The organism is Streptococcus sp. NCTC 11567, assembly GCF_902141215.1.
Taxonomy (GTDB): domain Bacteria; phylum Bacillota; class Bacilli; order Lactobacillales; family Streptococcaceae; genus Streptococcus; species Streptococcus dysgalactiae.
This window is the reverse complement of record NZ_LR595857.1, coordinates 1,996,811-2,019,673: the sequence shown is the minus strand read 5'-3', so window position 1 is coordinate 2,019,673 and position 22,863 is coordinate 1,996,811. Positions and strand designations below refer to the sequence as shown.

Here is a 22,863-nt window from a genome sequence, read left to right as displayed (position 1 = left end):
TTTCTAAATGTGGTCACGGTCTGCTCCTTTCTCGGCAGTTAGCGAAATGGCTAACATTTTACGTAATAAGGTTTGGAGGTCATTCAATTCGTCATCAGTAAGGCGTTGGGTCAACTGATTTTCCAGTTGGGTGGCAATCTCTTTAAAGGTTTCTTGCATACTCAAGGCTTTGTCAGTGAGGTACAACTGCTTTTGACGCTTATCCTTGCCATTAGCTAGCCGTCTAATCCACCCTTCTTTCTCCAAATTTTGCAGAATCCTCGTGACAGTTGGATTGCTCATGTTAAAATAATGCTCCAAATCCCTCTGGTTAAGGCTACCATTATCAAAGAGATAAAGGTATTTGAGGCACTTAAATTGGCTATGGGTAATGCCATAGGATGCCAGCGTATGATTGGCAATTTTATCAAAACTTAAATTAGCACGTTTAATCAGGTAAACAGTGTTTTTCTCGCACATGTTGCCTCCTTATATATAGCTTGCTACCCGTGGTGCTAGTTGATTTCAAAATACTTCAAATTATAAGCTAGTATGAATTGTTCAAGTCTCAATTGTAATCCAGATAGTCCCCTAGCCAATGTCTGCTCAATATCAAATAGAGAACAAAGTTCCGAAAAGCGAGTTTCAATTGTCCGTCTCCATGCTAGCAACTGCCTGTTGTTATGTTGCTTTGCGCCGACCATGTTTTGACGCAAGGGCGTCCACAAATGATAACCTTTATGTCCCAACTTATCTTTTAGCTCTTGACTGAGATATCCTAAGTCCGCAAGGACAACAGTTTGTTTACAGCCTTCTAGCAGTTCATCAACGACTTTAATATCATGGACAGAAGCTGGTGTCACAACATAGTTCAACATAACACCCGATAATGTGACCAGCATATGAACTTTAAACCCATAGAACCATAAGTGTTTAGAGGCATTGTAGCCAATATCAGCTAAACCTTTAAAAACCTTCGCTTTGTGATTGCGAATAGGTTGGCACAAAGGCATAGGAAAACTGTCCATGATCACAATGGTATCTGATGAGATTGGCTTATTCAACGCTTGACGAATGAGTTGAACCACCCCAATAAGCTGTCGTGTCCGTCTATTAAAGCGACTTCTCTCCAGTAAGTTTCCACAAAAGAAAAGGTGACAGATTCTATAGAAACGGCGTTGAGAGGTTATTCCTAACTCAGCTTGAAGTAACAATAAAACAAGAAGTGACACATCAGAAACCTTAGATAAGCCAACCTTTTTACGATGTTTTATTGATTTGGGACAATAATCACGATAACATTGAGAACATATTTGAGTTAATTGTGCTATACTCCATTGTAAATGATGGGATTTTGCAGTATACTGTAAGTGGCTCAAAAGAACTACCTCCTGTCTGTTTCGTCACTTACAGTATAGCTCTTTTGGGCTTTTTAGTATACTTTGACATCAACTAGCACCACGGGTAGCTTGCTATACAAAACAATAGTAACATAATAGCATAGCTTGCTATATTTTTTTTAGGTCAAGTGATTAAAAAAGAGACAAAGCCTGCTAAGGCTATTGTCTCAATTGCTTTCGTTAATGAAGTTTAGAAAGCGACCAACGATTACCATAAAGGGCTTTAGCATTAGTCTCTAAAATGGCTGTTTTCTGATTATCAGTCAAGTTTGCTTCTCGGATGTAAGAAAATGCTCGAGTATATTTTTGATTTTGGAAATAAGGAAAATCACTTCCTGCCAATAAGCGTTGATTTCCTAAAATCTCGTTACTATGGAGAAGAGAGGCTTCGAGGAAATTGGCTGTATCAAACCAGAAGTGCTTCTGGAAGGTTTCAAGCGGATGGTATGAAAAACTACGCCAGTCCTCATAATTATCGAGAATGCGTTGCATTTGAAAGGAAATACCACCACCTAAATGCGCAATATGGAAACGAAGGTGTGGGAATTTTTGTGGGAATTCTCTTTTCAAAAGTTGCAAGGTGGCCAACATATCTTCAATAGGTGCTCCCACCACCCACTCTTGGTCATAATCATTGACCATAGGGCTTAAAGCTCCACAACCTGTGGGATGAATGTAGATAATTGCTCCCAAAGCATCCATTGCTTCAAAGAAGGGTAAAAAAGCGTCATCAGCAATGGATTGGCCTGTCTCAAGAACGGTATTGACTGCGATTCCTAAAAAACCTAGTTCTTCAATGATGCGTTTCCCTTCTTGGATAGCCTCTTCAACATGTGGCAAAGGAACGACACCGTAGGCGCGGAAACGGTCGGGCTGCTGGTCAATAATAGTATGGTAAAAATTATTAATCATTTCAGCGGCTGCAAGAGCTTCTTGTGGTTTGCCAAATTGAGGAACTTGTGGCGTTGCCGAGAGCACTTGATAATCAACACCAGCCTTGTCCATCATGTCAAGGCGTTTGGCTAAATCTTGTGGCTCCCCGGTGGCATTTAGTCCTTTAGCGATGGCAATTCCTTTACCACCTAAGCTTTCTAATCAATCTAGGTACTCATCTGACCAGAGATGGGCATGTGTGTCAATAGCTGTTTGTGTCATCAGTTGACCTTCTTTCTATTATCAATGATAGGAAAGGTTATTTTGACCTTTCTTGCCCTGTGGTGCCTCGCCTTCTATCCCTTCGTTTAATAAGGAGAATTCCCTTCTTACGTCGCTTTAGGTAGGAGTTTGTTAGCATCAACGATTTATCTTTATTGTAACAAAAAATCACTAACTTGAGATAAAATAAGCTTATGATCCCTTGGAGACCAATCAAATAGGGAGTATAATCTTAAAAAATTTAGAAAAAGTAAAAAAACAATCATCTTTTTTTAAGGTTTTAGATTGACAGGGGTTTCAAAACGTGTTACACTTGGCAAGTAAATTAGTTTTTGAGTTAGTATTTGTGTTTCAACATCTTTATTTCTCTCTATTTTTACAAATGCTTTATAGAAAGGAAGTGGATGTATATGGCACAAGGTACAGTTAAATGGTTTAACGCTGAAAAAGGTTTCGGTTTTATTTCAACTGAGAACGGTCAAGATGTCTCCGCGCATTTTTCAGCAATCCAAACTAATGGTTTCAAAACATTAGAAGAAGGACAAAAAGTGGAATTTGACGTTGAAGAAGGTCAACGTGGCCCTCAAGCAGTTAATATCACTAAATTAGCTTAGTCAGGTTAACAAACAAGAGAAAAAAGCAGGTGCTATTGCTAGCGCCTGCTTTTTTCTCTCTTACCTCTCTTGTCAATGGCAAAGAGTTGCTTTTCAGGTCTTCTATTTGTTATAATAATAGTCAGTTTTAGTCAAATCGCACGTCTGTCGTGCCTTTAAGAGACTGAGATGCTTCATGAGTAAAGGAGTGACAGCATGCCGACAAAAAATACTTCAGACAGTATTGAAGAATATATCAAAGAGTTATTAGCCCAATCGGGAATTGCAGAAATTAAACGTTCCATGCTAGCGGATTCCTTTCAAGTTGTTCCAAGCCAGATTAACTATGTTATTAAAACCCGCTTTACAGAAAGTCGCGGGTACGAAGTCGAAAGCAAGCGCGGTGGCGGGGGCTATATTCGTATTGCCAAGGTTCATTTTTCAGACAAGCACCATCTGATTGGCAATCTAATGGCTTCTATTGAGGATCATCTTAGTGAGCAAGTCTTTACCGACTCGATTCAACTCCTCTTTGACGAACACCTCATCACAGAACGTGAGGGAAATCTCATTTTAGCCATGGCTTCTGATGAGGTTCTAGGTGTGGAAGGGCCGGCAATCCGTGCTCGAATGCTCTACCGTTTATTACAGCGTATAGATAGAAAGGGAAGCAATTAATGATCATGTATTCATTGAAGATGCAAGAAATTTTCAGGCAGGCGCAGTTTCAAGCAGCCCGCTTTGATAGCCAATATCTAGAAACTTGGCATATATTGCTAGCTATGGCGAGGGTTGATCACTCCCTAGCGGGTTTGGTGCTAAGCGAATTTGATGCTAAGGTTGCAGTGGAAGAATATGAGGCTGCAGCTATTTTAGCGATGGGCAAAAGTCCTAAATACCAAGTGTCTCACATTGACTTTAGGCCTCAGTCAAAAACCTTAACGAACCTTTTGCAATTTGCCCAAGCTATCAGTCAAGTCACCAAAGACCAAGAGGTAGGTTCAGAGCATGTTCTCTTTGCCATTTTGCTTAATCCAGATATTATGGCGACTCGCTTATTAGAGATGGCGGGTTATACTATCAAGGATAAAGGAAACGGGGAGCCTCGCTTAGCTGATTTACGAAAAGCTATCGAGATTCATGCAGGCTATAGCAAGGAAATAATTAAGGCTATCCACGAGTTGCGTAAGCCAAAGAAAACCAAAAATCAAGGTTCTTTTTCAGACATGATGAAGCCACCAAGCACGGCTGGGGACTTGGCGGACTTTACACGTGATTTGACCGAGATGGCAAGCCAAGGTCTCTTAGAGCCAGTTATTGGCCGTGATGCTGAAGTGTCACGGATGATTCAAGTACTGAGTCGTAAAACAAAGAATAACCCTGTTCTTGTGGGTGATGCAGGTGTGGGTAAAACGGCCCTTGCCTACGGCCTAGCCCAACGTATTGCTAATGGTGTTATTCCTTATGAGCTGCAAGACATGCGTGTTCTAGAATTAGACATGATGAGTGTTGTTGCGGGGACCCGTTTTCGTGGGGATTTTGAAGAGCGCATGAATCAAATCATTGACGATATTGAGTCAGATGGCAAAATTATTCTCTTCGTAGATGAATTGCACACCATTATGGGATCAGGAAGTGGTATTGATAGCACGCTTGATGCTGCCAATATTTTAAAACCAGCCTTATCTCGTGGAACCCTCCATATGGTGGGTGCAACAACGCAGGAAGAATACCAAAAACACATTGAAAAAGATGCCGCTCTTTCGCGCCGCTTTGCTAAGATTTTAATTGAAGAACCTAATGTAGAAGATGCTTATCAGATTCTGCTAGGACTAAAAGGCTCTTACGAGACTTACCATAATGTGACCATTGCTAATCAGGCTGTTAGAACCGCTGTGAAAATGGCACATCGCTATCTGACCAGCAAAAACCTTCCGGATTCTGCCATTGATTTGTTGGATGAAGCCAGTGCTACAGTGCAAGGTATGGTTAAAAAATCTACGCCAGAAATCATCACGCCATTAGATCAAGCTTTGATTGATGGCGATATGAAGAAGGCCTCTCGTTTGTTGGCAAAAGACGTTAAAGGGCAACATCGCAAGCCAACAGCTGTGACAGAAGAGGACATCCTGACGACCTTGAGCAAGCTATCAGGTATTCCACTGGAAAAACTCAGCCAAGCTGATAGCAAAAAATACCTTAATTTGGAAAAAGAACTGCATAAGCGCGTGATTGGGCAAGAAGATGCTGTCTCAGCTATTTCTAGAGCCATTCGCCGTAATCAGTCAGGCATTCGTACAGGTAAACGTCCAATCGGTTCTTTCATGTTCCTTGGTCCAACAGGGGTTGGTAAGACCGAGTTGGCAAAAGCCTTGGCAGAAGTTCTCTTTGATGACGCGTCCGCCCTTATCCGCTTTGATATGTCAGAGTATATGGAGAAATTTGCGGCTTCTCGCCTTAATGGCGCACCTCCAGGCTATGTTGGTTACGATGAAGGTGGTGAATTAACAGAGAAGGTCAGAAACAAGCCTTATTCTGTGCTCCTCTTTGACGAGGTGGAAAAAGCTCACCCTGATATTTTCAACGTCCTCTTACAAGTGCTTGATGATGGCATGTTGACAGATAGCCGTGGGCGTAAAGTGGACTTCTCAAATACCATTATTATCATGACAAGTAATCTAGGGGCAACAGCTCTGCGTGATGATAAAACAGTTGGCTTTGGGGCAAAAGGCATTAGCCATGACCACCAAGCCATGGAAAAACGGATTTTGGAAGAGTTGAAAAAAGCTTACCGACCAGAATTTATCAACCGAATTGATGAAAAGGTTGTCTTCCACAGCCTCACTCAGGACAATATGAGAGAAGTAGTCAAGATTATAGTGCAGCCGTTGATGGCTACTTTGGCAGAAAAAGGCATTACCCTCAAATTCCAGCCAATGGCCCTCAAGTATTTATCAGAAGAAGGGTATGATGTGGAAATGGGTGCTCGTCCATTACGCCGCACTTTGCAAACTCAGGTGGAAGATAAATTGTCTGAATTGATTCTTGCTGGTGAATTGGCAAGTGGTCATACCCTGAAAATTGGCCTTTCTCATGGAAAACTCAGCTTTAACCTTGAGTGATTCCTTATCCCTAACGGAATCGCTAAGAGCCAATGAACAATAAAGAGTCTGTTCTTATGAAAACGGACTCTTTTTTCTTGACTATTTTTGACCAAGTGGTAAAATAGAGGAGAAAGTTAGCACTCGTACAACAAGAGTGCTAAATGACTAAAGATTCTTTTATTGGAGGAAATATACATGTTAAAACCATTAGGTGACCGTGTGGTCGTAAGATTTGACGAAGACAAAGAACAGACCGTCGGTGGTTTTGTTCTGGCAGGCACTCATAAAGAGTCAACACGCAAAGCGACAGTTCTTGCTGTCAGCGAAAATGGCATTCGTACCATTACTGGTGATGCTGTTCTTCCGTCAGTAGCCGTTGGGCAGGAAGTGTTGGTTGAAAACGGACATGACTTGGAAGTAACTGTTGATGGTGAAAAAGTGTCTATCATTCGTGAATCTGACATCATCGCTATTGTCGCAGAATAAGACGAGAAATCTCTGTATAGAAAGAAGGATTGAATATGTCAAAAGATATTAAATTTTCAGCAGATGCGCGTGCTGCTATGGTGCGTGGGGTTGATATGTTAGCGGACACGGTAAAAGTAACGCTTGGTCCTAAAGGTCGTAACGTGGTTCTTGAAAAAGCTTTTGGATCTCCTTTGATTACCAATGACGGGGTTACCATTGCTAAAGAGATTGAATTAGAAGACCATTTTGAGAATATGGGAGCTAAATTGGTTTCTGAAGTTGCTTCTAAAACCAATGATATCGCAGGTGACGGAACCACAACTGCAACAGTATTGACACAGGCTATCGTCCGTGAAGGGCTTAAAAATGTAACTGCTGGTGCCAACCCAATTGGTATTCGTCGTGGGATTGAAACAGCAACAGCAACAGCCGTTGAAGCCTTGAAAGCTATTGCTCAGCCTGTTTCTGGTAAAGAAGCGATTGCTCAAGTTGCTGCTGTGTCATCTCGTTCTGAAAAAGTTGGAGAATACATCTCAGAAGCCATGGAACGTGTGGGCAATGACGGTGTCATTACCATCGAAGAATCACGTGGTATGGAGACAGAGCTTGAAGTGGTAGAAGGCATGCAGTTTGATCGTGGTTACCTGTCTCAATACATGGTCACAGACAATGAAAAAATGGTTGCAGACCTTGAGAACCCATTTATCTTGATTACTGACAAAAAAGTGTCAAACATCCAAGATATTCTCCCATTGCTTGAGGAAGTTCTTAAAACCAACCGTCCATTGTTGATTATCGCCGATGACGTTGATGGCGAAGCTCTTCCAACCCTTGTTTTGAATAAAATTCGTGGTACTTTCAATGTGGTTGCTGTCAAAGCTCCAGGATTTGGTGATCGCCGTAAAGCTATGCTTGAGGACATCGCTATCTTGACAGGTGGTACAGTCATTACAGAAGACTTGGGTCTTGAATTGAAAGACGCTACGATGCCAGCTCTTGGTCAAGCTGCTAAAGTGACTGTGGATAAAGACAGCACAGTTATTGTGGAAGGTGCAGGAAGTTCTGAAGCCATTGCCAACCGTGTTGGCTTGATTAAGTCACAACTAGAAACCACAACGTCTGACTTTGACCGTGAAAAATTACAAGAACGCTTGGCGAAATTAGCTGGTGGTGTGGCTGTCATCAAGGTAGGTGCTGCAACAGAAACAGCCCTTAAAGAAATGAAACTTCGTATCGAAGATGCCTTGAATGCCACACGTGCAGCCGTTGAAGAAGGTATCGTTGCTGGTGGTGGAACAGCACTTATTACGGTGATCGAAAAAGTAGCTGCTCTTGAGCTTGATGGCGATGACGCTACTGGCCGCAATATCGTTCTTCGTGCGTTGGAAGAACCTGTTCGTCAAATTGCATTCAACGCTGGTTACGAAGGTTCCGTTGTCATCGACAAATTGAAAAATAGCCCTGTTGGAACAGGCTTTAATGCGGCAACAGGTGAATGGGTAGATATGATTGCGGCAGGTATTATCGATCCTGTTAAAGTAACCCGTTCAGCCCTTCAAAATGCTGCTTCTGTGGCTAGTCTCATCTTAACAACTGAAGCAGTTGTTGCCAACAAACCAGAACCAGCTGCGCCAGCAATGCCAGCAGGAATGGATCCAGGCATGATGGGTGGCTTCTAAATAAAAACAACTAATAATGAATAAATCTAGGCTGCTTGATGTGACCTAGATTTACTCACTGCATAAAAAAAAGTAGCTCTGACACTGGTCAAGGCTACTTTTTTAAATACTCTCCTAAAGCAATGGAATAAGAAATTGTTTTAGGAGAATATGAGATTTCTGAAAAAGAAAAAGTTTAGGATAAGGATAGTATAGAGTGCCTACCTTAAATAAACCTTAATCATACAAATGAGTAATCGTTTTAACCACTTTTTTCTGGCTTTCAGACCAGTAGTTAATCCGCTCAAACGATCCTTGACGCCAATAAAGCGGTAGGCGTTGCCGAATATCCTATTGCATATCAAGGGTGTCCAACTCACTGATGGCATGCCATTTTGGCAGTCCTTCGCGAGACTCAGTCAGTAATTCCCCCTCAAAAGTCTCGCAGAGAAAATCGTAATAGACATAGCGTTCTGGCTTATCAGGGTTGATAAAACCAGAAATTCCCTTTAATTGCAGATTAAGAGCAGTTAGACCCGTTTCCTCTTTTAATTCCCTAAGCGCCGCTTCAAAGAATGATTCGGATTCCTTGACCTTTCCACCTGGCTGAATCCAACCTGGAAAGTTATCGTGCTGTCGGTTGAGCAAAAGAACGTGTTCTCCTTGTTTGACACAAATATTAACCCAGTTTTTGATGACTTCCATAGTTTATACCTCTTGTCATTAGTATAGCATAAGGGATTTGTTTTTTTGAAAGCGAATTAAGGTTTTTTTAAGCCTCTTCCCTTATACTAAGGACAATCCTTAATCGAATAAGTGTTTGGACGACAGGGAGAGGAGTTATTAACACCTTTCTCTTAGACCGAAACTCATCTTATTCATCCCCTCCTACTTGATAAGGTCTCGCATGAGCGAGGCCTTATTGTTGTATATGACCCAAAAAGAATCTCCCAATCAAAAAACCTCCAAAAATCAAGGTTTCTCTTGCTTTTGGAGGTTTTTGTAGGCTTAACGATAGAAATATAACCCTATGCTTCTTATTTCTGACTTGCTTTTTGATTTTTAGGGCTTTCTTTCACTAGTTTGGCTTCAATAGCTTTTAAGCGCTTGAAGGTTTTTTCTGCTCGAGCCATGGAGACCGCGTCAGCTTTTTCTTGGGCAGCTGTAGGATCTGTTTGCACGAGTTGGCTAAGTTCTTTGTTGGTTTGGTCTTGTTCAGTTATCCACGTTTTTTCGAGCTCTTTTATCTCGTCAATAACCTTAGTTCCAAATTGTTTTGGATGGGCAGCCACAAGGTCATTAATATGTGACACCGTCCAGTACCATGACTTATCATTATACTTGGTACTCTTTTCTTGATAGGCTTCATAGGTCTTACTAATATTGCCGAGGTGTGGCAAGTAAGGGGCGTTACGAGGACTGCCAATAGATAGCCACATCACACCACCACCCAATTCAGCAGGAATGTCCTTTTTCAATTGGAAAATGTGGGCTTCCATAACATTTGGATTGGAAATAGGATACGCATAGCCCTTAACAGCATCTTTGGATTTTGGTTTGCCTTTACCATCTAATGCCATTTGGTCAAGTGGTTTAAGGTCCAGTCCCTCAAAACGGTTACGTTGGAGCTTCATTGCATCTTCTAGACTGAAGGTTTTATCTGTGCTTTGAAGTAATTCGTAGTTTTTGTCTTTGTAGGTGACTTTTGAGTCAGGGTCAAGGGATTTGATGCCTGAGAAAGAGCGGGATCGGTTGGCATCGTTTAGCGGCGGATTGTAAGATTGAGCAATGTGAAATTTACCGTCCACTTCCGTGTAAGATTTGGCTTTTTTAGCTACCTTTTCCACATCAGCTGAGGCAATGGTATTGGTCTTATCATTAAAATCAACGTGGCCGAGATAGAAGGTATTTGGGAAAACAGCAAATTTGTCATCTGGGAATTTAATGGCGACGTATTGGTGGCCAGAAAGTATCTCCATGTACCAAATGCCGTCTTTGTCAGCGAGGGTAACTATGTTTCCTTCGGCAGACCCTTTTTCGGTAACTATCTTAGCAATGCGTTCAATGCCTTCACGGGCTGTTTTGACACTTGGCAAAATAACACTGGTCATTGATGATTCGGCTAAGCCGTCTTTAACGTAAGGATCAATTTTTTGAATGGCATCATTGGCTGAAGCTGATACCGTTGCGGACATGGATACCCCAAATTCATTAAAACCAGCTTCATCATAGACCCCGTCTTTTGGCGTCACATCAGGAACAGCGGTATAACGGTAAGAATGCTCAGGTAAAGGATACTCAAAGCCGTTGGCTTGATCTTTCCATAATTCTCCAGCCTTGTTGTCCTTGGCAGGACGGACCACGAAATTCTTGTTATGGTTTGGTTCTAGGTCCTCTGTTCGGCCATAAATAATGGACCCATCTGTTGTTAAGTCCTTACCAATAATAAAACCAGTACAAGCGTAACTAACATTTTGGAACGATAATGCTGCTAGTACAGATAGAAGCCCAAGAGCTATTTTTTTGTTTGTCATGCGAAACCTCCTAAAAACTTGATAACGCTTTCACCAGCTATTATAAGACTGCCCTTTTTAAAATTCAAGTTTTTTCGCAAGCATTTTGAAATTGTTAGTTATCTAAATATTGCGAGAATTATAGAAATAAGAGGGATGCCTTATTTTCTCTATCCCAGCAATGCCTTTCGACTTTGGGAAATCGTTACATTCAGGTCTTCTTCCGTCAAGGACTCTATAAAAAGCACTAGTTATTTTATGATATAATAGAGAAAACTCACAGAAAGTTGGCCTTATTGATATGACCAAGTTATTTCGTAATAAACAACGCTTTAAAACCTTAGCTATCATTGTAGGAAGTTTCTTCTTGTTGCTGCTTTTTGGGGCTTTTCATTATTCTAAAGGTAACCGTATTAATACCTATTTAAAAGCTCGCTCGGCAACCTCTGGGCCTGTGTTTGAAAACATCAAAGAGTATTTGGTGTGGGAAGATACCAAGGAACAAATTACCAACGACGAAGCTAGATTTACTCATTTTAGACGCTATAACCAAAAAGAGTTAGCTCAAAAAGCTAAAGAACTGAAAGAAGCTGGACCAGAAAGTCCTATTCAGGTTGTGTCTGTGGGACGTCGTTTTCTGATTTTCCCAGATTATCGGATAGCCCTAAAACCCATGGATTTGACCATACAGACCAATGTGCCTCAAGTGGATGTCCTCTTAAACCAGAAGAAAGTGGCTGTGTCGGATTCAGAAGCCTTCTCAGTCAAGCTAGACCGTCTCCCGATGGCTGACTACACAGCCAGTATCAACGGTCAGCATAATGGTCGTAAAATCAAGGTCAAAAAGACCTATGATGGGCAGAATCCTGTCCTGAATTTGAGTGTGACGTTCAAAACCTTTACGGTGACAAGCAATGTCAAAGAAGGGGAACTTTATTTTGATGATAACCGCGTAGGGACCTTAAAAGAAGGAGAATTTCAGATACAAGATTACCCGGTAACAGAAGGGGCTGAAGCCTATATCACAAAGACTTTCCCAGACGGAGACCTCACTTCTAGCAAACACCCTCTAGCAGGTATCGAAGACGGCGGGCATCTGGAGATACTTGTGGATAACCTCTTGGATGAAGAAAAAGCAGGGCAGATTTTGGTGTCAGCCTTTGATCAGCTGATTCAGTACCTCAGCACTGGTCAAGATGCTGCGACCTTAGGAAGTGTCTTTGAAGCAGGTGCCAGCAATGATTTTTATCGAGGATTGAAAGAATCTATTAAGGCAAAATTCCAGACAGATAGCCGCAGAGCAAGTAGCCTTAGCATTCCCTCTATCCTCCTTACCAAAATGACTCAGGTCGGCAAGGAATCCTATCTGCTTGATTTTACAGCTACCTATGAGTTCATGTATGACAAAGCAACCGACCCTGCCAAACAAACCTCAGGACGGATAAGTCAAGAGTTGACGGGTAAAATGACCTTGAAAAAAGTGGGAGAGGTTTACCTCGTTAGTCAGTCAGGGCCTAAAAACATCACCGTTGCCAATGAAAACAATCAAGTCAAGGCCCCGTCGGTCTTCCCTGAAAATATGTTAGGGACTTGGACAGGACAACGAGAGGATGCTTCTATCAGCGTGACCATCGCTGAGGACGGTATCATTACCACTAAGGTTGACTATAAAACAGGAAATCGGCCTAGCCAAACCAAAACCGCTAAAATTACCAAAGTTGAAGATAAAGGAAATGGCCTTTATCTTTACACCCCAGAAGTGGGTAGTGATGTCGGTGCTCTAGCGCCAGGCGGAGGCTTAGGTGGCGTTAACGTCAAATACGCTTACGGTTTTAAAGTATCTGGTAACACAGCCAATCCTATCGTTTGGCAAGCAGGAACTAATAGTGATTTTGATTATAGCAAACCACTACCGGGATTAAGTTTGACCAAACAGTAAATCACCTGATCACCTTAAAGATACTGAGCAAAAACAAATCTCACCAAAGGACTTGGCACAAGTAAGCTAAGTTGGTGGCATAACTAAAAAAGGCTAAGGGGTTATCCCTTGGCCTTTACTTGTTGTAGGACGGTCTCGAAAGTTGTGGATTTGGCCTGCACGCAAATCATCTCTTGGGTTAAGGGATGTCTTAGTCGGAGTTGATGGGCATGCAGCATAAGACGAGGGCATTCAGCTTTTCCTTTTGAATACAAGGGATCACCCAATAGAGCGTGACCGTGGTGAGACAAATGAACTCGAATTTGATGGGTCCGACCCGTCTGTAATCGACAATTGATTAGGCTGACGTTTTGCTTGAAAGATTTGAGAAGCTTGACGTCTGTCACAGCCTTTTGACCTTGTTTCACATCAACCACGCGTTTTCGTCGGTCGTGACGGTGGCGACCAATAGGCTCACGGTAGCTCACTTCTTTGCTAGAGAGAGTTCCGTGTACCAATGCCCAATAATCTCGGCTAATCTCTCGTTTTTCCAAAAGACGGTTGAGAATAGGGAGGATAAATGGGGTTTTGGCAAAGACAATGACACCACTCGTTTCCATGTCCAACCGATGAACCACATAACAGGTTCGTCCGGTGTAAGCAGACACATGATTGAGAAGGGCTAGTTCGGTGGGCTCATTGCCATGGGTCTTCATCCCTTCAGGCTTGTTGACGATGATAAGATGGTCATCTTCATAAAGACAGTCTACCTTATTGGCTTGCCCCATCATAATAGGTTTATCAGGGTAGTCCTCTTCATCAAAGAAAAGCTCAACCTGATCTCCGCTATTGACAGCACTTTGCCAAGTAATGGCACTGCCATTAACCAGAACATTCTTTTTGGTTCGCAGAAAATGCCTAATTTTTCGAGGAATCAAGAGTTTGTCCTCCAAAAGTTCCTTAACGGTCAATGTCTGATAAGGATTTTGAAACCTAACGGTAAAGCCCTGAGAAGGTTTAGTGACGGTCTTCATTGAGCCACTCGTGGTATTTTTCAACGAGGTTGACAGCCATTTGTGTGGCAAGCGCAGCAGAGAAGGCTTCCGTTCCTTCGCGTTCGTCGTTAGCCACTTCAAGGCGGGTTTCATCGTAGATGGCTTTTAAACTGTCCGCAGATAAGGTTTCTTTAAAGGCTTGGAATTTATTCATTCGTGGGTCCTATCTTTCTATTTTAATCTTTAGGTTTCCTATTTATAGGGAAATAATCTAGTGTTATTATAGCATGTTTTAGGGCAAAATTAGCTGATGAACCGCAAGGAAAGGAGAATTTTCCAGAGTGATTGACTTGTTGGCTAACCGCTAGAACTATTTCAAGCGAGGTAAAGCAGCTGCTAACAAGGTTTTTAATTTAAATAGGAAAGATTTCAGTAACGACTATTTTGAACTTGTCTTTTTAATGGTCAAAAATGCTTTTGCAACGGTTTTTAATATAAGATTTGAACAGAAATTGTTATAATATGATAAAAAGCTTAACGATAATTAGAGGAAGAATAATGAAAACAATTAGACGCTATGACGTTAACGAAGAGTGGGCTCATACAGGCCTTGTAGAAGCAGGAGACTTTTACTATTTGAATTATTGCGTGGGTAATATTGGCCAAGATATTGAAAGCCAGATTAATGGTGCCTTTGATGAAATGGAACGCCGTTTGGGGCTTGTTGGCTTGACCTTGGAAGCAGTGGTTCAAATGGACTGCCTCTTCAGAGATATTTGGAATGTGCCTGTGATGGAAAAGATTATTAAAGAACGATTTAACGGTCGCTACCCAGCCCGTAAATCCATCCAGACAGAATTTGCACACCATGGTGGACCAGAAGGCTTGCTGTTCCAGGTGGATGGTGTGGCTTATTCAAAACACATTCCTGTTAGCTAGTCAAGACTTGTTTAAGGTCTTAGTGGTATAATGACTCTATGACATTTCTAGAACTTTTACAAAAAAAATTTTTTCCGAAACGCTATCAGGAAAAACAAGCCTTAAAAAAAGAAGAAGCCTTGCAAGCGCAACGATTTGATGACGGTAACGACTTCCAGTCACAAGAGCCTTATCAGGAAGTGGGAATAGCTGATTCAGCAGCAAACCAAAGCGCTTCGGCTGCCTTTCAGCGCAGCAAATCTCGAGAAACAGCCCCTAAAAAACAGCCCGTCTGGTTACAAAAACTAGAGGCTATTTTGCCGTCGCCGCAGAACCCTATTCGCCGTTTCTGGCGTCGCTACCATATTGGCAAGATTCTCGTCATTTTAATAGGAACTCTTGTTTTGCTCCTAGGATCCTACCTGTTTTACCTCTCAAAAACAGCCAAGGTTTCTGACTTACAAGATGCCTTGAAAGCGACAACCGTCATTTACGACCATACGGGCGAATACGCGGGGAGTTTGTCTGGACAAAAAGGCACATATGTGGAATTGGATGCCATTTCAGATGACCTTGAAAATGCAGTGATTGCCACAGAAGACAGAACTTTCTATAGCAACAATGGGATTAATCTCAAACGTTTCTTGCTCGCAGTGGTAACAGCTGGCCGATTTGGAGGTGGCTCTACCATTACCCAACAGTTGGCTAAAAATGCCTACCTGTCGCAAGATCAGACCATTAAGCGAAAGGCGCGTGAATTTTTCTTAGCCCTAGAATTAACCAAAAAATACAGTAAAAAAGACATCCTCACCATGTACCTCAATAATTCTTATTTTGGGAATGGGGTCTGGGGTGTCGAAGATGCTAGTCAAAAGTATTTTGGAACCACAGCTGCCAACCTGACCTTGGATGAAGCTGCTACCTTAGCTGGAATGCTCAAGGGACCTGAAATTTACAACCCTTATTATTCCCTCGAAAATGCAACCAACCGAAGAGATACGGTCTTAGGAGCTATGGTTGATGCAGGGAAAATCAACCAAGATCAAGCTGCTGAGGCTAAAACAGTTGGCATGGGTAATCGCTTGGCCGATACTTACGTTGGCAAGTCAGATGACTACCAATACCCATCTTACTTTGATGCGGTGATCAATGAGGCCATCTCAACCTACGGTATTTCTGAAAAAGATATTGTTAATAATGGTTACAAGGTCTATACAGAATTGGATCAAAACTACCAGACAGGTATGCAGACGACCTTTAATAATGATAATCTATTCCCTGTCTCAGCCTATGATGGCAGCTCTGCGCAGGCTGCCAGTGTTGCCCTAGACCCTAAAACAGGGGCGGTTCGTGGACTGATTGGTCGAGTAAATAGTAGTGAGAACCCAACCTTTAGAAGTTTCAACTACGCGACCCAAGCGCAACGAAGCCCAGCGTCGACCATAAAACCTCTTGTGGTCTATGCACCGGCCGTTGCTTCTGGCTGGTCAATTGAAAAAGAGCTGCCGAACACGATTCAAGATTTTGACGGCTATCAGCCTCACAATTATGGCAACTACGAATCAGAAGACGTGCCCATGTATCAAGCGCTAGCCAATTCTTACAATATTCCAGCTGTTTCGACTTTAAATGACATTGGTATTGATAAGGCCTTTGCATATGGGAAAAAGTTCGGTCTAGACATGACCTCTGCCAAAAAAGAGTTGGGCGTAGCTCTCGGCGGTAGTGTGACCACCAATCCATTGGAAATGGCTCAGGCATACGCTGCCTTTGCTAATAATGGGGTGATTCACCCTGCTCATCTCATCACCCGCATTGAAAATGCTAGAGGTGAGGTGGTCAAAGCCTTTACCGATAGGGCTAAGCGCGTGATTAGCCAATCTGTTGCCGACAAGATGACAAGCATGATGTTAGGGACTTTCTCAAACGGAACAGCTGTTAACGCTAACGTCTATGGTTATACCTTGGCTGGAAAAACAGGAACCACCGAAACGAGCTTTAACCCAGATGTTGCAGGAGACCAGTGGGTCATTGGTTACACCCCAGATGTGGTCATCAGTCAGTGGGTGGGCTTTAACCAGACCGATGAAAACCATTACCTGACCGACTCCAGTGCAGGAACAGCCTCAACGATTTTTAGTACCCAAGCCTCTTATATCCTCCCTTACACAAAAGGAAGCCAATTCCATGTGGATAATGCTTACGCTCAAAATGGCATTGCAGCTGTCTATGGGATTAATGAAACGGGTAACCAGACAGGGATTGATTCCCAGTCCATCATTGATGGCTTGAGAAAATCAGCTGAGGAAGCCTCAAAATCCTTATCTGATGCCGTTGATCAATCTGGCTTGCGTGATAAAGCCCAATCCATCTGGAACGGTATTGTGGACTATTTCAGATAGCTTGCGGAATTCTAAAAATCATGGTAAAATATGGAATACGGAGGCGTTATGGCACAGAAAAAAGCAAGCCTAGCGTGTGTCGAATGTGGCAGCCGCAACTACTCTATCGGAGTAAGCAGCACCCCAAAACCAACACGTCTAGAAGTCAACAAATTTTGCAAGTATTGTAAAAAATATACCTTACACAAGGAAACACGTTAAGAGGAGAGCCTGATGGGATTCATTAGTGGGATTTTTAAAGTCTTAAAAGACACAACATGGCCAGACCGTAAGCAACGTTGGAAAGATTTTATCTCAGTTCTTGAGTACACAGCTTTCTTTACGGTGATTATCTATATCTTTGACCAGTTGTTGTCAAAAGGCGTATTATCATTGATCAATTTCTTCTAAGTTAACTAAAAGAAATTGGAAAACATCGCTTGGAAAAGCCAGGCTGGGAATTGTTCCCAGCCTTTTTGAGTGCTTAATAGCTCAGTTTGAAAAGGAGATTCGAAAGTGTCAAGAGCAAGGTCTTTCATTGACAGTGACAGTTTCTTCTATTATAATGAGGGTAATAGAAAACATCGCAAAAGCCAAAAGAGGCTTTTTTATAATGAAAGGAAACATCATGTTAGATTCTTTTGACAAGGGCTGGTTCGTCCTCCAAACTTACTCAGGCTACGAAAACAAGGTGAAAGAAAACCTCTTGCAACGTGCGCAGACTTACAACATGTTGGACAATATTTTGCGCGTGGAAATCCCAACGCAAACCGTTAACGTGGAAAAAAATGGGCAAACCAAAGAAATCGAAGAAAACCGCTTCCCAGGGTATGTATTGGTAGAAATGGTCATGACAGATGAAGCTTGGTTCGTGGTGCGTAACACGCCAAACGTTACTGGGTTCGTGGGTTCACACGGGAACCGTTCTAAACCAACGCCACTACTTGAAGAAGAAATCCGTGCCATCCTATTATCTATGGGGCAAACCATTGATGTCTTTGATACCAACATCAAAGAGGGCGATGTGGTTCAAATCATTGACGGTGCCTTTATGGGACAAGAAGGTCGTGTGGTTGAGATTGAAAATAACAAGGTGAAACTGATGTTGAACATGTTTGGATCAGAAACAGTAGCCGAAGTTGAACTTTACCAAATCGCAGAACTATAGGCTCTCAAAGGTCTGATGGTATAAGTATTACCATCAGACCTTTTTTAGTTGGAAGTGAAGCGTGTGTACAAATAAAGGTATGACTATTGTTAACATCATTGTAATCAGAGATAATTAACAGATCTATTACTGATAACGCTGCTACTATCAAATACTTAACTAGTACTTTTAATCTGGTTTAAATAGAACAGATGTGAAGGTTCTGTGATGATAAGATGCACATATTACCTTGAAAACTGTAACAGTTGCCTACTTGTTTTTTGTTCATTTTTTTTATAGAAAATCCTAAAACGATGTTAATAAATCGCATTGACAAAAACTATTTGTTAATGTATAGTTTACTTAAAAATAATATAAGGTGGTTTACATGAGAAACAAAAAAGTAACATTAGCTCATATTGTCGCGAAGACAAGTGTTGCTATTGCTTTGGCTGGAGCAATGGGTAGCAGTTTATTAGCTAATAACACAACGTACGCTGTTAGTGGCAAAGAAGGTAAAAAAAGCGATGTCAAATATGAAATGACCAAAGTTATGGAAGCTAACGCCACTTCCTCTAAAGAAGACAAACATGTCATGCACACATTAGACGGCTCAATGAGTACTGTTTGGGAGGAAAATTCACCTGGCGGTGGTATTGGTGAGGTACTTTCTTACAAGTTTGCGTCCCCGATGCATATTGGGAGAATTTTAATTGTTAATGGAGATACATCTAGCAAGGAGAATTACTACAAGAAAAATAGAATTGCAAAGGCTGATGTTAAATACTATAACGGGAATAAATTGGTCCTCTTTCAAAAAATTGAATTAGGCGACACCTACACTAAAAAACCGCATCACATTGAGATTGATAAAAAATTAGATGTTGATCGTATTGATATTGAGGTAACAGAGGTCCATCAGGGTCAAAACAAGGATATTTTAGCCTTGTCAGAGGTCACTTTTGGCAATATGGAACGCGATATTTTTGAAAAAAAGTTTAAAGAAATTAAAGATAAATGGGTAACAGATAAACAAGCAGATGAGTTTATTGAAACTGCCGACAAGTATGCTGATAAAGCTGTTCAGATGTCTGCTGTTGCGTCACGTGCTGAGTATTACCGTATGTACGTTAGCCGCAAATACCACTACAAAAAAGAGTTTGTTGAAAAACTAAAACAAGTCTACAAAGAAAGCGGAGCTTCCCACGTTACAAGCAAAAAAGATTTGATGTTAGCTTTTGATGATGCTAAAAGAAAGTCGACAATTGGTCGACAAGAAAACGGTCTTTTTGTGACAAGTTTTGCTGAAGATATGGCATTGCTCTTTACTGATCAAGGTAAGTTAAAATCAGCTGACCAAATTGAAAATATAAAAGGTGTCGATAGCGGAAAATATAGCGATGGGGTTTATCAATATGAGTACGATTCTGAACTAACAAAAAACATTGATAAGCTAGGCTATATCCGAACAGCTAGCGGAGATACTCCTGGAGCAAATTCGCTCAACATTCCTGGTTGCCAAACGTGGTCAGGAAAACACATTGAAAATTCAGAAAGTGAATTAATTTTCCCATCGATTAGTGTTAAAGATCTAAAATCTAAAGCTGTCTTAGCAGAGATTGATGCCAAAGGCTATTTTGAGATTATTGATCCTACCATCATTGCTCCAAATGGTGACCATAAAAAAGTAACTGGTCGCTTCAAAATTAAGAAAATGCAAGATAGGAAGTAACAATATGTATAAGGTGCCAAAGGGTTTAGAACATTACCAAAAAATGTTTCAAAAAGAAGTAACTGTTAATGATTTAAAAAAATACTTGATAGGTAGTGACAAAGAGTATCGTATCACTAAAAGAGACTCCTATATGGGAGATATTTCTGATCCAGAAGTTATTTTAGAGTATGGGATTTACCCTGCTTTCATAAAAGGCTATACTCAATTGAAAGCTAACATCGAAGAAGCATTATTAGAAATGTCAAATAGCGGTCAAGCATTAGACATTTACCAAGCGGTTCAAACCCTAAACGCTGAAAACATGTTATTAAATTATTACGAAAGCTTGCCATTTTATTTAAACCGTCAAAGCATACTAGCTAATATAACCAAAGCGTTAAAAGATGCGCATATTAGAGAGGCTATGGCACATTACAAATTAGGAGAATTTGCTCACTATCAAGATACTATGCTTGATATGGTCGAAAGAACAATAGAAACATTTTAGAATGATAAAAAGGTATGAAGGACATGTCTAATAAAAAAATATTTAAAAAATACAGTCGCGTCGCTGGGCTATTAACGGCAGCTCTTATCGTTGGTAATCTTGTTACTGCTAATGCTGACTCGAACAAACAAAACACTGCCAATACAGAAACCACAACGACAAATGAACAACCAAAACCAGAAAGTAGTGAGCTAACTACAGAAAAAGCAGGTCAGAAAATGGATGATATGCTTAACTCTAACGATATGATTAAGCTTGCTCCCAAAGAAATGCCACTAGAATCTGCAGAAAAAGAAGAAAAAAACTCAGAAGACAATAAAAAAAGCGAAGAAGATCATACTGAAGAAATCAATGACAAGATTTATTCACTAAATTATAATGAGCTTGAAGTACTTGCTAAAAATGGTGAAACCATTGAAAACTTTGTTCCTAAAGAAGGCGTTAAGAAAGCTGACAAATTTATTGTCATTGAAAGAAAGAAAAAAAATATCAACACTACACCGGTCGATATTTCCATCATTGACTCTGTCACTGATAGGACCTATCCAGCAGCCCTTCAGCTGGCTAATAAAGGTTTTACCGAAAACAAACCAGACGCAGTAGTCACCAAGCGAAACCCACAAAAAATCCATATTGATTTACCAGGTATGGGAGACAAAGCAACGGTTGAGGTCAATGACCCTACCTATGCCAATGTTTCAACAGCTATTGATAATCTTGTTAACCAATGGCATGATAATTATTCTGGTGGTAATACGCTTCCTGCCAGAACACAATATACTGAATCAATGGTATATTCTAAATCACAGATTGAAGCAGCTCTAAATGTTAATAGTAAAATCTTAGATGGTACTTTAGGCATTGATTTCAAGTCGATTTCAAAAGGTGAAAAGAAGGTGATGATTGCAGCATACAAGCAAATTTTTTACACCGTATCAGCAAACCTTCCTAATAATCCTGCGGATGTGTTTGATAAATCAGTGACCTTTAAAGAGTTGCAACGAAAAGGTGTCAGCAATGAAGCCCCGCCACTCTTTGTGAGTAACGTAGCTTATGGTCGAACTGTTTTTGTCAAACTAGAAACAAGTTCTAAAAGTAATGATGTTGAAGCGGCCTTTAGTGCAGCTCTAAAAGGAACAGATGTTAAAACTAATGGAAAATACTCTGATATTTTAGAAAATAGTTCATTTACAGCTGTCGTTTTAGGAGGAGATGCTGCAGAGCACAATAAGGTAGTCACAAAAGACTTTGATGTTATTAGAAACGTTATCAAAGATAATGCTACCTTCAGTAGAAAAAACCCAGCTTATCCTATTTCATACACCAGTGTTTTCCTTAAAAATAATAAAATTGCGGGTGTCAATAACAGAAGTGAATACGTTGAAACAACATCTACCGAGTACACGAGTGGAAAAATTAACCTGTCTCATCAAGGTGCCTATGTTGCTCAATATGAAATCCTTTGGGATGAAATCAATTATGATGACAAAGGAAAAGAAGTGATTACAAAACGACGTTGGGACAACAACTGGTATAGTAAGACATCACCATTTAGCACAGTTATCCCACTAGGAGCTAATTCACGAAATATCCGTATCATGGCTAGAGAGTGCACCGGCTTAGCTTGGGAATGGTGGCGAAAAGTGATCGACGAAAGAGATGTGAAACTGTCTAAAGAAATTAATGTCAACATCTCAGGATCAACCTTGAGCCCATATGGTTCGATTACTTATAAGTAGGACTGGTTCAAGAGGTTCGTCAAGCACCTTGATGCTGCTTATCTCTTGAGGCCATGTGCCTACTCCTCACACAAATACAAAAAGCTTGTCTATGAGATATTTTCATAGACAAGCTTTTTGATATGCTAATCAAAAAGTTATTCTTTTCTTACATAGTTACCTTGAATCTAAGCTACTTCTAATCTATAATACTAACAAGATGCTTTTTAACAAGCAAAGCATAACATAAAAGGGGGAGATAACTATTATCATGAAACAACAATCTTACAAGCCACTACGCTTCGTCTACCTCTTGATGGCTCTACTTACTGCTATGTTGCTTATAGCAAGACCTGTTATGGCAGATGAGGAGGATAAAGACCCTTGGAGATTAGGCTATAACCAAGGTTTAACAAAGGGGAAAGAAGATGGAAAAGTAGCCGAATGGACCGATTTGACCCCACCTGACCCTGAAGTACCAAAATCACCTAAGGATATTGATGACTCTAATCATGAGCATTATAGAGATGGTTATAAAGATGGGTACAAAGAGGGTTATAATGAAGGATTTGGGGGAAGCTACCCTTTGTTACTTCCTGTCAAGTTTATATGGGGAATCATTTTACATTGGTGGGAAAAGTTGATTTGACACTTGATAATCAACTCTAAGCTGACTCCTTAGCCAGTGGATATA

Annotated in this window: 21 protein-coding genes and 1 pseudogene; 15 read left to right on the top strand and 7 right to left on the bottom strand. The window is 41.0% G+C overall.

Annotated elements, in window-relative coordinates; all coding sequences use genetic code 11:
- Positions 1–3 precede the first annotated feature (3 nt).
- The 3 genes from FQT67_RS10070 to FQT67_RS10060 form a co-directional block, all read right to left on the bottom strand.
- Positions 4–459, bottom strand: a complete 456-nt coding sequence (locus tag FQT67_RS10070; protein WP_046177586.1) for a MarR family transcriptional regulator — start codon at positions 457–459, stop codon at positions 4–6.
- A gap of 35 nt (positions 460–494) precedes the next feature.
- Positions 495–1,358 carry an IS982 family transposase gene (locus FQT67_RS10065; RefSeq protein ID WP_046177583.1) on the bottom strand — a complete coding sequence of 288 codons (864 nt, stop codon included), beginning with the start codon at positions 1,356–1,358 and terminating at the stop codon, positions 495–497.
- Between the two features lie 201 nt (positions 1,359–1,559).
- A complete protein-coding gene (locus FQT67_RS10060; RefSeq protein WP_261308909.1) occupies positions 1,560–2,444 on the bottom strand; it encodes an amidohydrolase family protein in 885 nt (294 codons plus the stop codon).
- Positions 2,445–2,944: 500 nt separating this feature from the next.
- Between FQT67_RS10060 and FQT67_RS10055 the strand changes: the two genes are divergently transcribed.
- From FQT67_RS10055 to groL, 5 genes are all read left to right on the top strand, one after another.
- Positions 2,945–3,148 carry a cold-shock protein gene (locus FQT67_RS10055; RefSeq protein WP_046177492.1) on the top strand — a complete coding sequence of 68 codons (204 nt, stop codon included), beginning with the start codon at positions 2,945–2,947 and terminating at the stop codon, positions 3,146–3,148.
- A 195-nt stretch (positions 3,149–3,343) separates the two neighbouring features.
- Positions 3,344–3,805, top strand: a complete 462-nt coding sequence (locus tag FQT67_RS10050; protein WP_003054759.1) for a CtsR family transcriptional regulator — start codon at positions 3,344–3,346, stop codon at positions 3,803–3,805.
- Positions 3,805–6,249, top strand: coding sequence for an ATP-dependent Clp protease ATP-binding subunit (locus FQT67_RS10045; protein WP_046177491.1), 2,445 nt, complete (start codon positions 3,805–3,807; stop codon positions 6,247–6,249). The genes FQT67_RS10050 and FQT67_RS10045 overlap by 1 nt, the downstream gene beginning before the upstream one ends.
- Positions 6,250–6,426: 177 nt before the next feature.
- Positions 6,427–6,717: a co-chaperone GroES gene (gene groES, locus FQT67_RS10040; RefSeq protein WP_003054738.1), complete on the top strand. Its 291-nt coding sequence runs from the start codon at positions 6,427–6,429 to the stop codon at positions 6,715–6,717.
- Between the two features lie 35 nt (positions 6,718–6,752).
- Positions 6,753–8,378, top strand: a complete 1,626-nt coding sequence (groL, locus tag FQT67_RS10035) for a chaperonin GroEL (RefSeq protein WP_012767614.1) — start codon at positions 6,753–6,755, stop codon at positions 8,376–8,378.
- 216 nt (positions 8,379–8,594) lie between these two features.
- Here the strand turns inward: groL and FQT67_RS10030 are convergent.
- Positions 8,595–9,062: pseudogene (locus FQT67_RS10030) on the bottom strand (8-oxo-dGTP diphosphatase).
- 332 nt (positions 9,063–9,394) lie between these two features.
- Complete coding sequence (locus FQT67_RS10025; RefSeq protein ID WP_015017475.1) at positions 9,395–10,891, bottom strand: C69 family dipeptidase; 1,497 nt, start codon at positions 10,889–10,891, stop codon at positions 9,395–9,397.
- Positions 10,892–11,171: 280 nt separating this feature from the next.
- Here FQT67_RS10025 and FQT67_RS10020 point away from each other — a divergent pair, with 280 nt between their 5' ends.
- Positions 11,172–12,809, top strand: coding sequence for a hypothetical protein (locus tag FQT67_RS10020; protein ID WP_046177490.1), 1,638 nt, complete (start codon positions 11,172–11,174; stop codon positions 12,807–12,809).
- 101 nt (positions 12,810–12,910) lie between these two features.
- Here FQT67_RS10020 and FQT67_RS10015 read toward each other — a convergent pair whose 3' ends face one another.
- Together FQT67_RS10015 and FQT67_RS10010 are read right to left on the bottom strand one after the other, a co-directional pair.
- Positions 12,911–13,822, bottom strand: a complete 912-nt coding sequence (locus FQT67_RS10015; protein ID WP_003061567.1) for an RluA family pseudouridine synthase — start codon at positions 13,820–13,822, stop codon at positions 12,911–12,913.
- Positions 13,806–13,997, bottom strand: coding sequence for a hypothetical protein (locus FQT67_RS10010; protein ID WP_003053001.1), 192 nt, complete (start codon positions 13,995–13,997; stop codon positions 13,806–13,808). Before FQT67_RS10010 ends, FQT67_RS10015 begins: the two co-directional genes overlap by 17 nt.
- A 344-nt stretch (positions 13,998–14,341) precedes the next feature.
- Between FQT67_RS10010 and FQT67_RS10005 the strand changes: the two genes are divergently transcribed.
- The 9 genes from FQT67_RS10005 to FQT67_RS09965 all read left to right on the top strand — a co-directional run bounded on the left by FQT67_RS10005 (position 14,342) and on the right by FQT67_RS09965 (position 22,818).
- On the top strand, positions 14,342–14,722 hold the full coding sequence (locus tag FQT67_RS10005; protein ID WP_003054743.1) for a RidA family protein: 381 nt from the start codon (positions 14,342–14,344) through the stop codon (positions 14,720–14,722).
- A gap of 38 nt (positions 14,723–14,760) precedes the next feature.
- Positions 14,761–17,103: a penicillin-binding protein PBP2A gene (pbp2a, locus tag FQT67_RS10000; RefSeq protein WP_046177489.1), complete on the top strand. Its 2,343-nt coding sequence runs from the start codon at positions 14,761–14,763 to the stop codon at positions 17,101–17,103.
- A gap of 48 nt (positions 17,104–17,151) precedes the next feature.
- Positions 17,152–17,304 (top strand): 50S ribosomal protein L33, encoded by a 153-nt coding sequence (rpmG, locus tag FQT67_RS09995; protein WP_003052996.1) that lies wholly within the window; start codon positions 17,152–17,154, stop codon positions 17,302–17,304.
- A 12-nt stretch (positions 17,305–17,316) separates the two neighbouring features.
- Positions 17,317–17,493 carry a preprotein translocase subunit SecE gene (gene secE / locus FQT67_RS09990; RefSeq protein WP_003052994.1) on the top strand — a complete coding sequence of 59 codons (177 nt, stop codon included), beginning with the start codon at positions 17,317–17,319 and terminating at the stop codon, positions 17,491–17,493.
- A 217-nt stretch (positions 17,494–17,710) separates the two neighbouring features.
- Positions 17,711–18,250, top strand: coding sequence for a transcription termination/antitermination protein NusG (gene nusG / locus FQT67_RS09985; RefSeq protein WP_002987881.1), 540 nt, complete (start codon positions 17,711–17,713; stop codon positions 18,248–18,250).
- Between the two features lie 367 nt (positions 18,251–18,617).
- Entirely contained in the window at positions 18,618–19,961 is a 1,344-nt protein-coding gene (nga, locus tag FQT67_RS09980) for a nicotine adenine dinucleotide glycohydrolase (RefSeq protein WP_003058231.1), read from the top strand.
- Between the two features lie 4 nt (positions 19,962–19,965).
- On the top strand, positions 19,966–20,451 hold the full coding sequence (locus tag FQT67_RS09975; protein ID WP_003058235.1) for an NAD glycohydrolase inhibitor: 486 nt from the start codon (positions 19,966–19,968) through the stop codon (positions 20,449–20,451).
- A gap of 23 nt (positions 20,452–20,474) precedes the next feature.
- Positions 20,475–22,190, top strand: coding sequence for a cholesterol-dependent cytolysin streptolysin O (slo, locus tag FQT67_RS09970; RefSeq protein WP_115257056.1), 1,716 nt, complete (start codon positions 20,475–20,477; stop codon positions 22,188–22,190).
- Positions 22,191–22,440: 250 nt separating this feature from the next.
- Positions 22,441–22,818, top strand: coding sequence for a hypothetical protein (locus FQT67_RS09965; protein ID WP_015058103.1), 378 nt, complete (start codon positions 22,441–22,443; stop codon positions 22,816–22,818).
- The last annotated feature ends 45 nt before the right edge of the window (positions 22,819–22,863 follow it).

Bases quoted from the DNA above. Each gene is read 5' to 3' on its own strand.
- FQT67_RS10070 (WP_046177586.1), bottom strand. From the start codon at position 459: ATGTGCGAGAAAAACACTGTTTACCTGATTAAACGTGCTAATTTAAGT.
- FQT67_RS10055 (WP_046177492.1), top strand. From the start codon at position 2,945: ATGGCACAAGGTACAGTTAAATGGTTTAACGCTGAAAAAGGTTTCGGT.
- FQT67_RS10050 (WP_003054759.1), top strand. From the start codon at position 3,344: ATGCCGACAAAAAATACTTCAGACAGTATTGAAGAATATATCAAAGAG.
- FQT67_RS10045 (WP_046177491.1), top strand. From the start codon at position 3,805: ATGATCATGTATTCATTGAAGATGCAAGAAATTTTCAGGCAGGCGCAG.
- groES (WP_003054738.1), top strand. From the start codon at position 6,427: ATGTTAAAACCATTAGGTGACCGTGTGGTCGTAAGATTTGACGAAGAC.
- groL (WP_012767614.1), top strand. From the start codon at position 6,753: ATGTCAAAAGATATTAAATTTTCAGCAGATGCGCGTGCTGCTATGGTG.
- FQT67_RS10025 (WP_015017475.1), bottom strand. From the start codon at position 10,891: ATGACAAACAAAAAAATAGCTCTTGGGCTTCTATCTGTACTAGCAGCA.
- FQT67_RS10020 (WP_046177490.1), top strand. From the start codon at position 11,172: ATGACCAAGTTATTTCGTAATAAACAACGCTTTAAAACCTTAGCTATC.
- FQT67_RS10015 (WP_003061567.1), bottom strand. From the start codon at position 13,822: ATGAAGACCGTCACTAAACCTTCTCAGGGCTTTACCGTTAGGTTTCAA.
- FQT67_RS10010 (WP_003053001.1), bottom strand. From the start codon at position 13,997: ATGAATAAATTCCAAGCCTTTAAAGAAACCTTATCTGCGGACAGTTTA.
- FQT67_RS10005 (WP_003054743.1), top strand. From the start codon at position 14,342: ATGAAAACAATTAGACGCTATGACGTTAACGAAGAGTGGGCTCATACA.
- pbp2a (WP_046177489.1), top strand. From the start codon at position 14,761: ATGACATTTCTAGAACTTTTACAAAAAAAATTTTTTCCGAAACGCTAT.
- rpmG (WP_003052996.1), top strand. From the start codon at position 17,152: ATGGCACAGAAAAAAGCAAGCCTAGCGTGTGTCGAATGTGGCAGCCGC.
- secE (WP_003052994.1), top strand. From the start codon at position 17,317: ATGGGATTCATTAGTGGGATTTTTAAAGTCTTAAAAGACACAACATGG.
- nusG (WP_002987881.1), top strand. From the start codon at position 17,711: ATGTTAGATTCTTTTGACAAGGGCTGGTTCGTCCTCCAAACTTACTCA.
- nga (WP_003058231.1), top strand. From the start codon at position 18,618: ATGAGAAACAAAAAAGTAACATTAGCTCATATTGTCGCGAAGACAAGT.
- FQT67_RS09975 (WP_003058235.1), top strand. From the start codon at position 19,966: ATGTATAAGGTGCCAAAGGGTTTAGAACATTACCAAAAAATGTTTCAA.
- slo (WP_115257056.1), top strand. From the start codon at position 20,475: ATGTCTAATAAAAAAATATTTAAAAAATACAGTCGCGTCGCTGGGCTA.
- FQT67_RS09965 (WP_015058103.1), top strand. From the start codon at position 22,441: ATGAAACAACAATCTTACAAGCCACTACGCTTCGTCTACCTCTTGATG.